At 32.6% G+C, this 13224-nt stretch carries 10 protein-coding genes and 1 pseudogene; all 11 read right to left on the reverse strand.

Annotated features, from left to right (window positions below; all coding sequences use genetic code 11):
- Positions 1 to 151 precede the first annotated feature (151 nt).
- Positions 152 to 1202: pseudogene (locus tag G9F72_RS19835) on the reverse strand (IS1595 family transposase).
- Between the two features lie 116 nt (positions 1203 to 1318).
- Positions 1319 to 3313: a methyl-accepting chemotaxis protein gene (locus tag G9F72_RS19840; protein ID WP_164958447.1), complete on the reverse strand. Its 1995-nt coding sequence runs from the start codon at positions 3311 to 3313 to the stop codon at positions 1319 to 1321.
- 779 nt (positions 3314 to 4092) lie between these two features.
- Complete coding sequence (locus tag G9F72_RS19845) at positions 4093 to 4941, reverse strand: MBL fold metallo-hydrolase (RefSeq protein WP_164958448.1); 849 nt, start codon at positions 4939 to 4941, stop codon at positions 4093 to 4095.
- A gap of 218 nt (positions 4942 to 5159) precedes the next feature.
- Positions 5160 to 5480, reverse strand: a complete 321-nt coding sequence (locus G9F72_RS19850; RefSeq protein WP_224676187.1) for a low molecular weight protein tyrosine phosphatase family protein — start codon at positions 5478 to 5480, stop codon at positions 5160 to 5162.
- 88 nt (positions 5481 to 5568) lie between these two features.
- A complete protein-coding gene (locus G9F72_RS19855) occupies positions 5569 to 5709 on the reverse strand; it encodes a hypothetical protein (protein WP_164958450.1) in 141 nt (46 codons plus the stop codon).
- Between the two features lie 624 nt (positions 5710 to 6333).
- Positions 6334 to 7335 (reverse strand): GGGtGRT protein, encoded by a 1002-nt coding sequence (locus G9F72_RS19860; protein WP_164958451.1) that lies wholly within the window; start codon positions 7333 to 7335, stop codon positions 6334 to 6336.
- 22 nt (positions 7336 to 7357) lie between these two features.
- Positions 7358 to 8050 carry an iron-sulfur cluster assembly scaffold protein gene (locus tag G9F72_RS19865; protein WP_164958452.1) on the reverse strand — a complete coding sequence of 231 codons (693 nt, stop codon included), beginning with the start codon at positions 8048 to 8050 and terminating at the stop codon, positions 7358 to 7360.
- A gap of 226 nt (positions 8051 to 8276) precedes the next feature.
- Positions 8277 to 9293: a galactose/methyl galactoside ABC transporter permease MglC gene (gene mglC / locus G9F72_RS19870; RefSeq protein ID WP_224676188.1), complete on the reverse strand. Its 1017-nt coding sequence runs from the start codon at positions 9291 to 9293 to the stop codon at positions 8277 to 8279.
- A gap of 17 nt (positions 9294 to 9310) precedes the next feature.
- Positions 9311 to 10828 carry a sugar ABC transporter ATP-binding protein gene (locus G9F72_RS19875; RefSeq protein WP_164958453.1) on the reverse strand — a complete coding sequence of 506 codons (1518 nt, stop codon included), beginning with the start codon at positions 10826 to 10828 and terminating at the stop codon, positions 9311 to 9313.
- A 141-nt stretch (positions 10829 to 10969) separates the two neighbouring features.
- Positions 10970 to 12010, reverse strand: a complete 1041-nt coding sequence (locus G9F72_RS19880; RefSeq protein WP_164958454.1) for a galactose ABC transporter substrate-binding protein — start codon at positions 12008 to 12010, stop codon at positions 10970 to 10972.
- A gap of 138 nt (positions 12011 to 12148) precedes the next feature.
- Positions 12149 to 13204 (reverse strand): galactose ABC transporter substrate-binding protein, encoded by a 1056-nt coding sequence (locus tag G9F72_RS19885; protein WP_164958455.1) that lies wholly within the window; start codon positions 13202 to 13204, stop codon positions 12149 to 12151.
- Between the last annotated feature and the right edge of the window lie 20 nt (positions 13205 to 13224).

A 13224-nucleotide genomic window follows, 5' to 3' on the forward strand; every position in this document is an offset into this window, starting at 1 on the left:
GAATATTTTAAAATAATGGTTTGTGAGAATGCTTTTTCATTCCATTGTAAATTATAACACTCTTTAATAAAATTGCACCGTAATATTTTACTATTGTGTCCGTATTTAATTATACAACATAGTAATGTAATTATTCGAATATTTAACAAAATTAAATATAAATTGCTTCCCTGATTTTAAAGTCTTTTAACTTTGTATCAGAATGAGATGTATGCGACTGGACTAATAAATGTTTGGTTTTTACAGTATCCTTCTCTGTATTAAAAAATTGTAACCATTTAAACATGTAGTTAGCAAGGTATTTTGTGGCTACGCTGTGAAAACTATACATCCATTCTTTTAGTTTACTATGAAAAGCATTTATGTGCTGTATATGGTAAATGCCTTCCTTATGCTTCCCACGTTTAATTTGTTGTAGTTCAACATCTGAATTTTGTGCAAATCTAATATAACTCTTGTGTGAATCAGTACAAAGGATAGATTCATCCTCAATCCTGCCTGTGAAGAGCCTTTCTAAATCTGTATGTTTCATTCTACCTTTACATATTAGTTCAGTCATAATATTTCCTACTCTATCAATGGCACATAGTAGATCTGTTCCTTTGATATACCTCTTTTTCTCTTTTCATCCTTACTGCTCCTACTGCCTTTAACCCCACGTTTATGAGGTTCTCGTGGCATTATAAAAGTAGTGCTTTTCTTATGATTTCCTTTAAAGGATTCTCTGAAAAATGCCTCGTCAACTTCTATAACTCCACCAACATTTCCAATACCCATATACACTCTGATAGCGTCTAAAAACTTATGCCTCCAATAAAAAGATGTAGGCACACTAATCTCGACTATCTCGGCACATTTTCTTATGGAATAACTATTTATCATACATTTAGAATATAATATCCACTTTTTAATATCTTTCTTACTGTTGTAACGGGGTGAACGTGTAAGGTCAGTAAAGGTCTTTCGGCAGGACTTACAGATATATCTTTGTTTGCCATTGAACTTGCCATTTCTTGATACTTCCTCATGCCACAGTGGGGGCAGACTTTTCCCTTGGAGAATCGGTTCTCTTTAACCTCGTTAGTAACTACGGTAGTAAAAGAACCTAATACAATAACTTCTTCAAGATAATTTAATATTTCTTCCTGTCCTGTTGTTCCTAAAGCCTCTATATCTTTCTTCACTGACGCTACACTTGGCATAATAAGACCTCCGTAATCCTTCATATAGTCTTATTACACCCAAATATTCAGAAAATATCAATTTTCAACATTTTTCTTAAACATAGCCTTACTTTAATATTAATATTGCTTATAATTTAAATTTTGAACTTGCTTACTTCATCAATCATTTCATTGGTCATACTGCTAAGTATTTGTGCTGCTGCTGCCACTTCTTGGGTAGCCGCGGTCATTTCCTCTGATGATGCTGCAATTTCCTCTGAAGAAGCTGAAACTTCAAGTGAAACTGCTGATACACCATCCACGCTACTCAAAATATTGTTTTTATCCCTATCTATGTCTTCAGCAGAAATTTTTACAGTTTCTATTTTAGGAATTACTTCATTCACTGATTCTATAATTTTTCTAAAAGATGTTATTGAACTGTTTATAATATTAACTTGGTTTATAAGTTCATCATCCATTTCCACAGAGTCTTGAACTATGACATCAGTATTTTTAGATATTACATTAATTAATTTACTAATACTCTCAGATGATAGCTTTGATTGTTCAGCAAGTTTTCTTATTTCATCTGCTACCACAGAAAATCCTCGTCCTGATTCCCCTGCTCTAGCTGCTTCTATAGCAGCATTCAGTGCTAATAAATTTGTTTGACCAGCAATATTATTTATTATATTAGTAATTTCATTTATTTCATTTATGTCTTTTGCAAGTCCAGTAATTTTACCGTTAAAGGTCTTGAATGAATCACTAACCTTTGTTACAGATTGATTTAATTTATTCATTTCACTGCTACTCTCATTTGCCATTGAACTGATTTCTCTAGAATTTGAATCTACAATCTTAATTTCACTAACCATCCCAGATAATTTATTGCTGAAATTATCAAGAATTTCTGTTACATTTATTAAATCCTCAGACTGTGTGCCTGTTCCTTCTGCAATTTGATTTATTGCTTCAGCCACATTTTGTGATGAGCTAGATATCTCTTCTGCAACTGAAGATAGATTCTCTGATTGCATATTAATATTTGAAGAATTATCTTTTATTCGATTAATCATTTGTCTTAGGGAATGTTGCATTGTTTGCATTGAACTTGTCATATCTCCAACTTCGTCCTTTAATGCTAAATACTTAGGAGAAACCTCTTCATTTAAAATACCCGTTGCTAATAAATCCAAATGCTTTGAAGTTGATTTTATGCCTTTAGATATATTATTAGCAATCATATAAACTATTCCAAGTCCAATTAATAAAAATAATATGGATGATACCATAACAGAAATTTTTAGACTATCCAGTTCTGATAACACCTCTGTCTTTGCTATTACAACTGCTAGTGACCACTGGGTTCCTTTAACTGGTGCATATCCTACATATTTGTCTATTCCGTCATACTTAAAATGATCTATTCCAGTTTCTCCCAAGACCATCTTCTTTTCAATATTTGCTAAAGATTGTAGCTTAACATCTTTTTTTGCCTCTTCAATAGGATTATACATTTTCATCACTAAATCTTTATTGCTATGTGCGATGGTTGCTCCATCTTTTCTTATCATGAATGCATTACCTGTTTCGCCAAATTTAACTTGATTAGTTAAATCGCTTAGTTTATTTCCGTCCCTTGTTGCAATTAATACCCCTACAACTTCATTATTATTTTTAATTGGCACTGCATATACCACTACTACGGACCCATCTGCTTTGCTTACTAATGGATCTGATACATTATTTTTACCAGACAACGCATTTTGAAAATATGGTCTTTCCTTAACATTAACACTTTTTCCAACGGTATATTTTACATCACCATTTTTATCTGCAATACCCATCTTTATATGTCCACTTCTTTTAACTTCTTCTAAAAGTATGGTCATTTTATTTTCCCACAAGTTTTTAGTATCTTTTATTTCATTACTTGCTGCTATAACCTCTAGTGAACTCAGCTGTCCTTCAACTATCCCTTGAATATTACTTGCTGATTGCACAGCAATTTTAGGTAGCGTCTTACCTAGATTGGAGGTTAGTGCCTTTGATGAATTCATGAAAGAAACTGTCCCAAGTCCTATGCATATAACCCCTATTAATAATCCTAAAAAAACTATTAATTTTGCTTTAATACTTTTCATATTTTTCCCCCTAGTTAATGTGTTTTAATTTACTTACAATGTGCATTTCCTTATTATTTTGCTTAAATATTCCAAGTTAAATGGCTTTGATATAAAATCATCCATTGAATGGCATAACGTCATTTACCCATTCACAGGATTGTAAATATGCTTTTAAAATAACATCTTCACCAAGTTGAAATTCTTTTGAATTTAACAGTACTTCATCCGGAAGGCTGTCTTGCTATAAATGTATCCATAAACCCCCCTTCTTAAGCCTTAATAATCTACTAAAATTTAAGCATAAAAAATTTTCTGAAATATCTTAAACTATTTGTTAAAGACTAATCCAGAAATTATCCCATTGTTTTTTAATTTCTTTTTCACTGATTTTTATATTAAATGCTATCATTCTATAGGTTTAATAGCTTTCAAATGCATTGTACTCAAATATGCATTCTTCTATACTTTTTTCTCCTTTTAACTTTCAATACACCCCTTTATTAATTTTTTATATATAATATTTCCTTCGTTAATAAAACAATTATATTTCTCTCTAACTTAGCCTAGTATTGCTTCAGGCGGAAACAAGTGAAATCTACACTTGCTAGTCCATTATAACATTGTTTTTTTTTACAATCAATACCATAATAATCTAATTTATTACATTTTTTTCTGTCATTTTTCGACAATTCAAAAAAAAGATAACATTTTAGACTTAAAATGTTATCTTTACCCACTTTGTGGAGCTAAACATGTATTATCTCCATTTGTTTCTTACAAACGTCATCTTGTGTATGTTAAAGTTCAATAGTCATACCATCATATGCAAACCTAACATTCTCGTATTCTTTCTCTAAATCACAATAGTCATCATATGATTTTCCCCAATCTTCTTCCAAATGTGTAATAATAACATTTTTAATCCCATATTCTTGTTTTATATTTATTACTTCATCTAATGTGAATAATTCACTATTTAATGGATTATTATCCTCTAATTTAAATCCATCCTTTAAAATTGTGCCAACAATTGTATTACCAATAATAAGACAATCTGCATCTTTGAATATTTCATTTGATGGGAAAGGTTTTACATCACATGGTGCATATATTAATTTCTTTCCTTTTTTCTCAAAGACAAAAATAGTTACATTGCCTTCTTTACTAACAGGAACAAATGAAATTTTAATATTTCCAATCATAATTTCATCATTAATACTTTCTCGTTTTATAAGATTCATTGATTCATAATAATCCAAAATAGAACCATATTTTGTTCTAATAGCATTTATATCATCTAATACATTGGGAAGTGCCATGATTTGGAGTGGATTATCACATTTTTTATTTTTTGATAAGCCAAGCCAATCAAGTCTAAGTTGTTCAATAACTCGAATACCTAAAGTATGGTCTGGGTCTAAATGGCTATAAAATATATAATCAATTTTCTCTATTTGTGAATTATTTAGAGCATGGGTTATATCTTCTGGTGTGTCAATTAGCAAACCAATATCTTGTAAAATCAAACTACAACCACATCTTGCATAAGGATAACCCATATCTCTTGCTTGATTACATACATTACACTTACATAATGGTCTTGGTGTACTAACACAGCCACCCGAACCTATAATAATAAATTTCATAGCGAACCTCCTAAAGTTAATAGCAGAGTATAATAAGCAATTTCTATCTCTGCTAGTTTTATTTTATAATGTACAAAATAGGATGCGGAAAAATCTGATGTTAAAAAACTGTCTGGCTCCTAACAAATTCATCTAATTAAAACTAAAACTTATATTAAAATTACCCTACTATTATATATATAAAGTCTTGATTCAAGAGAACCTCTCTATAATATATCCTAATTATCTATTTCAATATGCTCTGATACTCTACATTTAAGTAATTCAATCAATTCTTCATCCATAAATTGATAATCGTCAGGTATATCTAAACAAATTATGTTCTTATTATTAAGTAAATCACCAAACTTATTTTTAAGCCTTCTAGAATGTTTCTTCTCCATAACAAATACTATATCAGCCCATCCAATATGACCGTCTGTGACTTTAATACGGGCATTTGCTTCTGTCCCCGCTGACCTCACATCATACTGATTTATTCCATTAAATATTTTTTCTGCTGTTAGGCTTCGCCATTTGTTCTGACTACATATAAACAATAATTTTATATAAATCACCTCCCGATATAGTTATTGTAAAACTAAATTGTACTTTTAAGTATAGTATATATTACATTCCTATGAATAATTAACTCTCTTTAATTATTGAAATGTTGTAAATTTTCTTATCTCCATGACTCCCCCAAAAGTTTTTCAACTTTGCCTTATGCTCTTTACACACCTTTAACCCATCTTTTCTATTTTCTTGTTTTATTAACTTAGTTCTCAACCTCTTCCCACCTATTCCACTCACACTAAATAAGTCAAATTTTACTTATATTCTAATATTATCAAAACAAGCCCTAATATACAATATATTCGAAAATATGCTTTTATACTTTATTTTAATATATAAACTGCTTTCTTTGATTCCTCCTTAACCTTCCATATCCCTATCATTATATATTATTCTTAAATCAGCCCTATAAAAGCAATTAAGAAAAGGTGTTCGGATCATATGGTCAATCATTATTCTATTAAGTCCTTATTTTCATAACTCTTATTCCTACTATGTACACAATCAATAAAGTTTGGTTTTTCCCATTTACTACCTTTTCCCACTCTTTTCTATTCAAATTCTCACATAAATAAATCATAATAAAGTTTGGTTTCTTGAAATAAAGGCAGGAGCAAACTTGCAAGAATGTGGGTTGTTTTTCGTGTTGGATATCGGGTTAGTTTTCTGTTTTTTTAAGACCTGACAGTTAGGGGTTGTGGCTGCAAAAAAATAAAGACTGTACAAGCAGTGAAGGAAAATCTTTCACTGCTTGTACAGTCTTGACTAAACTTTATTGTTTTTAACCAAACTTGTTTCATTTCAACTAATGTTTATTGTTTGTGGACACTTAAAAATTTATTTACTCATTACCTCTTCCACTGCAACCGCAACTGCAACTGAAGCTCCAACCATAGGATTATTTCCCATTCCGATAAGTCCCATCATTTCAACGTGAGCTGGTACAGATGAAGAACCTGCGAATTGTGCATCTGAATGCATTCTTCCCATAGTATCAGTCATTCCGTATGAAGCAGGGCCTGCTCCCATATTATCTGGGTGAAGAGTTCTTCCAGTACCACCACCAGATGCAACTGAGAAGTATTTTTTACCTTGCTCATAGCATTCTTTTTTATAAGTACCAGCAACTGGATGTTGGAATCTTGTTGGGTTAGTTGAGTTTCCTGTAATTGAAACATCTACTCCCTCAGAATGCATTATTGCAACGCCTTCACGTACGTCATCTGCTCCGTAGCATCTAACTTTAGCTTTTTCTCCTGTAGAATAAGCTGTTTCTTTAACTATGTCTAATTTACCAGTATAATAGTCAAACTTAGTTTGAACATATGTAAATCCATTAATTCTTGAAATTATAAAAGCTGCATCTTTTCCAAGACCGTTAAGTATTACTTTTAGTGGCTCTGTCCTTACTTTATTTGCAGCTCTTGCAAGGCCAATTGCTCCTTCAGCAGCTGCAAAGGATTCATGTCCAGCTAAAAATGCAAAGCATTTAGTTTCTTCGCGAAGTAGCATAGCTGCTAAGTTACCATGACCAATTCCAACTTTTCTATCATCAGCAACAGAACCAGGTATACAAAAAGATTGAAGACCTTCGCCTATATATACTGCTGCATCAGCTGCTTTAGTACAGCCATTTTTAATTGCTAAAGCTGCCCCTACTACATATGCCCAGCAAGCATTTTCAAATGCTATAGGTTGAATTCCTTTAACTATTCCAAAAACATCGATACCTTTTTCTTCACAAATTGATTTTGCTTCTTCTAGTGAATTTATTCCATGTTTATTTAGTACAGGTAATATTTGATTTATTCTTCTTTCATAACTTTCAAATAAAGCCATTTAATTATTCCTCCTTCTTGTATTATTTATGTCTTGGGTCTATTACTGTTGTAGCTTCATTAAATCTACCATAACTTCCAGTAGCTTTTTCCATAGCCTCATTAGCATCCATACCCTTTTTAATCATATCCATCATTTTTCCAAGTTGGACAAATTTATAACCTATTATCTCATTGTTTTCATCTAATGCAATATTAGTAACATAACCTTCAGCCATTTCTAAATATCTTGGACCCTTAGCTAGTGTTCCATACATTGTACCAACTTGACTTCTAAGACCCTTACCTAAATCTTCAAGGCCAGCACCTATAGGTAGTCCACCTTCTGAAAATGCAGTTTGAGTTCTTCCGTAAACAATTTGAAGGAATAACTCTCTCATAGCTGTATTTATTGCATCACATACTAAGTCTGTGTTTAACGCTTCCAAAATAGTTTTTCCTGGAAGTATTTCTGCAGCCATTGCAGCTGAATGAGTACTACCAGAGCATCCTATTACCTCAACTAATGCTTCTTGTATTATGCCCTCTTTAACATTTAAAGTAAGCTTACATGCGCCCTGTTGTGGGGCACACCAGCCAATTCCGTGTGTTAATCCTGAGATATCTTTAATTTCTTTAGATTGTACCCATTTTCCTTCTTCAGGAATTGGTGCCGATCCATGATTAGGTCCTTTTGCAACACAAATCATTTCTGAAACTTCTGTTGAATAAATCATAATATTATCTCCTTCCTTATGTAGATGTTAATTTAACGTGTCTTAACATCTTTGGGAACTAAATAGTCCCACTGGGACAATAACTTAAATATGTTACCATTTCTATTTTAACAAAGAAACTCTAACTTAACAATAGCATTGTTATATAACATAATAATATCGTTGGATTTATTAATAAATAAATCCAGCGATATGTTTTAGGGCTTTCAATACAATTTTAGGATTTTTATTTCTTACGAAGATATTTTCTTATATCAACAGCAACTGCTGATACTATAATTACTCCTTTTATTATCTGTTGCCAATATGGATTAACTCCTATAAATGTTAACCCGTAATTGATTACACTAAATATAAATACACCTACTACAATACCTGGAACCGTACCAACACCTCCAGATACAGACCAACCACCCACAACGCAGGCTGCGATTGCATCCAGTTCATAACCATTACCATAATTATTTGTTGCTCCACCAGTTCTTGCGGCTTCTAGAACACCTGCTAAACCATAAAGAAGTCCTGCTATTACATATATTGTTAATAATGACTTACGTACATTAATACCTGAAACGGTTGCAGCTTCTCTGTTTCCGCCTATAGCATACACATCTTTACCAAGCTTTGTCTTATTTAAAACCACATATATTATTACAGTAACAATTGCCGCTATAATTACTACATATGGAATTCCTAAAAATGATCCTGTTCCAAGTTTAGAAAAATCAGCCCTTAGACCTCCTATAGGTTGTGATCTATTAGGAGCCATATCAAAATATATAGAATTTGCTCCATAAACAATAACCATTGTGCCCAGGGTTGCTATAAATGGTGGTACATCGAATTTTGATACTATGAAACCATTTAAAAGACCAACTATACCTCCTGCTAGAACACCTGCTAATATAGGGATTATTATGTTTAAATGACCTAAATTCGGGTAAAACTTACTTGTATATTCAGCAGCTTGAATCATTGAAGCAGAAATAACTGCGGCTAGTCCTACCACACGTCCTGCAGAAAGATCAGCTCCAGCAGTTAGAATTGCAAAACAAGCTCCTAGCGCTATTATTATTCTTGTTGAACTTTGAGTCAAGACATCACGAAAAGTACCCAATGAAATAAATCGTGGATCCTTTATAGCAATACCTATTATTAGTACTACTAGTACCACATATATAGCATATTGCTTTAAAAAAGCTTGTATATCTTTACCTGCGAACTTTTTCTTTTCCATTTCCATTTACCTTTCCCCCCTCACTATTCCATATACTTGCTAGCAAGTACCATTACAGCTTCCTCTGTAGCTGTTTTTCCATCAATAATACCTGAAAGATGACCTTCACACATTACCATTATTCTGTCAGACATACCCAAGAGCTCAGGCATTTCAGAAGATATCATTATAATACTTTTACCTTGATTTGCAAGTTCCGTAATAATTGAATAAATCTCAAATTTTGCACCTACATCGATCCCACGTGTTGGTTCATCAAGAATCAGGATCTCTGGAGCCGTAAGAAGCCACCTTGCTAATAATACCTTCTGCTGATTACCGCCAGATAAATTTTGTATAAGTTCTTTATATGAAGGTGTTTTTACGTTTAATTGCTTCATACTCTTTATGGAATCTTCTTTTCTCATTTTATCATCTAATATTCCCATTTTATTCAGATATTTTGACTGGTTTGCTATTACCATATTTTCCATAACTGATAGTACTGGAAATATACCCGTTGCCCTACGTTCCTCTGTAATTAAAGCCATATTATGTTTTTTTGCATCAATTGGCGACTTGATACTAACTTGTTTATTATTTATAAAAGTCTTTCCTGAATGCAAACTTCTAAGGCCAAAAACTGCTTCCATTAGTTCTGTTCTTTGAGCTCCTACAAGACCACCTACACCAAGTATTTCTCCCTTCCTTAAATTAAAAGAAACGCCTTTGAAGGACCTTGGATATGAGGAAGTAAATCCTTCAATCCTTAAAACTTCGTCACCAGGCACATTGTGTCTTTCAGGAAATCTATTAGTCAGATCACGACCTACCATCTTTTTAATTATCAAATCAGTTGTAAGTTCACTAGCATCCCAAGTTCCCATCATCTTACCATCTCTCATTATAGATACTTCATCGGAGATTTTAAGAATTTCTTCCATCTTGTGGGATATATAAATTATTGCAACTCCTTTTTTTTGTAAGTCGCGGATTATTCTAAATAAATGTTCTACTTCAGTTTCAGATAGAGATGATGTAGGCTCATCCATAATTATTACCTTTGCATTATAGGAAACCGCCTTTGCTATTTCCATCTGTTGCACTGTAGAAACGGATAAATTTCCTACAATTGTTTCAGGATTAACATCAAGACCAAGACTTTTAAAAAGTTCTTGTGTATCCTTGTACATTTTTTTCTCATCAACTAATTTAAAATGGCCAATTCCATGCATTGGCAAACGCCCAAGCCACATATTTTCCATTACATTACGAAATTTAACTGGGTGAATCTCTTGATGTATCATGGCAATGCCAAGATTTAGAGCTTCTTTCGAATTGTTTGTTATTACCTTTTCACCATTTAAAAATATTTCTCCTGAGTCCTGCGAATATATACCGAAAAGGCATTTCATAAGTGTAGATTTGCCTGCACCATTTTCGCCCATTAGTGCATGTACCTTACCAGCACGCACTTTAAGAGTTACATCATCTAATGCTTTTACACCAGGAAACGCTTTGGATATATTATTTAACTCTAGCAAATAATTATCTTCCTTCATTTTAATGCCTCCTGTATACCTTAATAATAAATTATACCTTAATAAAAAAAATTATAATTTCATTAACAAACCAAAGTACAATAGAAACCTATTGTACTTTAGTTGATTTTGGAACATTTTATATACTATAAATATAGAGGCTTATTTAGCATCACCCATATTATCTTTAGTTATTGATTTGTAATCAATCCATACATATTTATTATCTGTAAGAGTGTATCCAACATTTTCAGTAGTTGGAACCTTTCCTTCAGCAAGTAATTGTGAAATTTTGAAAGTTGCTATTCCTTGATTTTTAGCATCATTAAGTACTGTTCCAAGTAAAGTTCCATCAGCTAATGCTGCAAGTCCTGGAGCTGTAGCATCAACACCAACAACAGGCATGAATTTACCATCCTTGAAGTATCCTTTAGCTTGTAATGCTGATATAGCACCTAGTGCCATGTCATCGTTGTTAGCAAGTACTGCTTCGATTTTATCACCATTAGCAGCTAAAATTGATTGTAATTTATCTTGAGCTTTAACACGGTCCCACATACCAGTATCACTAGCTATAACCTTAACCTTTATTCCTTCACTTACTATTTCATCAATGGAAGATTTAGTTCTTGCAATAGCATCAGGGTGTCCTGGTTCTCCAGTTAGCATAACATAATCCATAACTCCATCTTTGTTTTTATCTGCTTCTGGATGAGCTTTCCAATAAGTAGCTAAAATCTTACCTTGCATTATTCCTGATTGTTCTGGTTTTGCTCCTACATAATAAAGTTTATCCCAAATATTCATGTCAGTAGCCGAAGGCATACGATTAAAGAATACAACTGGAATGTTAGCATTCTTAGCTTTAGTTGCAATAGCACCTGCAGCTGCAGAATCAACTGGGTTTATTTCAAGTGAATTTACTTTCTTAGTTATAAACAAATCTATTTTGTCATTTTGCGTTGCTGATGAGTTTTGACTATCAACAATTTCTACACTTGAATTAGCAGAAGTTGCAGCTGCAGATATAGCGTTACGAACACCTGTCATGAATGTATCATCAAATTTATAAATTGTGCATCCTATAGATACCTTTTTAGTATCAGTTGTTGTTGTTGTTGTAGTTGTAGTTTTACTTGAGCAACCTGCTAATATGGTCGCCATCATTGCAGATACTAGAATCATTGTAATTGCCTTTTTCATGAATTTCCCCCTCTAAATTTTAATGTAAACGTTAACCTGTATTAATAATAACATCAAAAGGGTTTAATATTAATACAAAATCCTACTGTAATATATTAAAATCCTATGGTGTTTTTCAATTTATGGGGGAATTAATAACTATTTATAAGCCTGCTGCGCTACATCGATATTATCTTTCATTATAGTCACGTAATGAATACGTACATACTTATTATTAGTTATTTTCCAAGAAGTACCATTAACAACATTCTTTCCATTTGCAGCATTTGTTACTAAATCGATTATTGCCCTGCCTTGACTGCTGGCATCATTTAATATTGTTCCAACCATGGTACCTAGTTTTATCTTTTTAACCGCATCTGGAATGGCATCTATTCCAACAACAGGAATAAATTTTTTTTCAGATAAATATCCTGCTTTTTCTAGTGAATCTAATGCACCAAGAGCCATAACATCATTGTTAGAAATTACAAATTCTATCCTATCATTGAATTTCGATATCCATCCATCCATTTTATCCTTTGCTTTTGCAGCATCCCACATGGCAGTAGCCTGTGCCAGCTCTTCTACAGGAATACCTGCCTTCTTAATTTCATCTAGTGCATATTTTGTACGTGCCTCCGCATCAGGATGCCCTGGCTCACCCTTAAGTAATACATATGAAAGCTTCCCATCTTGATTTTTATCCCATTTATTCTTATTTTCATTCCAAAGGTCAACTATCATTTTGCCTTGCAAAATTCCTGATTCCTTTGAATCTGTGCCTACGAACCAGGCTTTATCATAACTATTTAATACTGCTGCTTCTGGCTCTTTATTAAAAAATATAATTGATAAATTTGCTGCTTTTGCTTTATTTATTACAGCTTGTGCAGCTTTTGGATCAACTAAATTTATGGCGAGAGCTCTCGCTCCTTTTGAAACCATTTCATCCACTTGTTGTAACTGTATGTTTTGATCATTTTGAGAATCATTCATATTCAATGCTATTCTTCCATAGGCATCATTTTCCATTGAATTTCGTATATAAGACATAAATTCATCATCATATTTGTAAATGGCTGCACCTACTTTAGGTAAGCTCCCCTTATAACCAGTCTTTGAATAATCACTACTGTTTACACAGCCTTTGAAGATAGCTACTATAATAAACGACATTGCCAAAACTATTATGATTTTTTTTATATTATTCATTAGAGTTCTCCCTATATGTT

This window comes from Clostridium estertheticum, from assembly GCF_011065935.2.
GTDB lineage: Bacteria > Bacillota > Clostridia > Clostridiales > Clostridiaceae > Clostridium_AD > Clostridium_AD estertheticum_A.

Bases quoted from the DNA above. Each gene is read 5' to 3' on its own strand.
- G9F72_RS19845 (WP_164958448.1), bottom strand. From the start codon at position 4,941: ATGAAATTTATTATTATAGGTTCGGGTGGCTGTGTTAGTACACCAAGA.
- mglC (WP_224676188.1), bottom strand. From the start codon at position 9,293: ATGGAAATGGAAAAGAAAAAGTTCGCAGGTAAAGATATACAAGCTTTT.
- G9F72_RS19840 (WP_164958447.1), bottom strand. From the start codon at position 3,313: ATGAAAAGTATTAAAGCAAAATTAATAGTTTTTTTAGGATTATTAATA.
- G9F72_RS19880 (WP_164958454.1), bottom strand. From the start codon at position 12,010: ATGAAAAAGGCAATTACAATGATTCTAGTATCTGCAATGATGGCGACC.
- G9F72_RS19865 (WP_164958452.1), bottom strand. From the start codon at position 8,050: ATGATTTATTCAACAGAAGTTTCAGAAATGATTTGTGTTGCAAAAGGA.
- G9F72_RS19885 (WP_164958455.1), bottom strand. From the start codon at position 13,204: ATGAATAATATAAAAAAAATCATAATAGTTTTGGCAATGTCGTTTATT.
- G9F72_RS19875 (WP_164958453.1), bottom strand. From the start codon at position 10,828: ATGAAGGAAGATAATTATTTGCTAGAGTTAAATAATATATCCAAAGCG.
- G9F72_RS19860 (WP_164958451.1), bottom strand. From the start codon at position 7,335: ATGGCTTTATTTGAAAGTTATGAAAGAAGAATAAATCAAATATTACCT.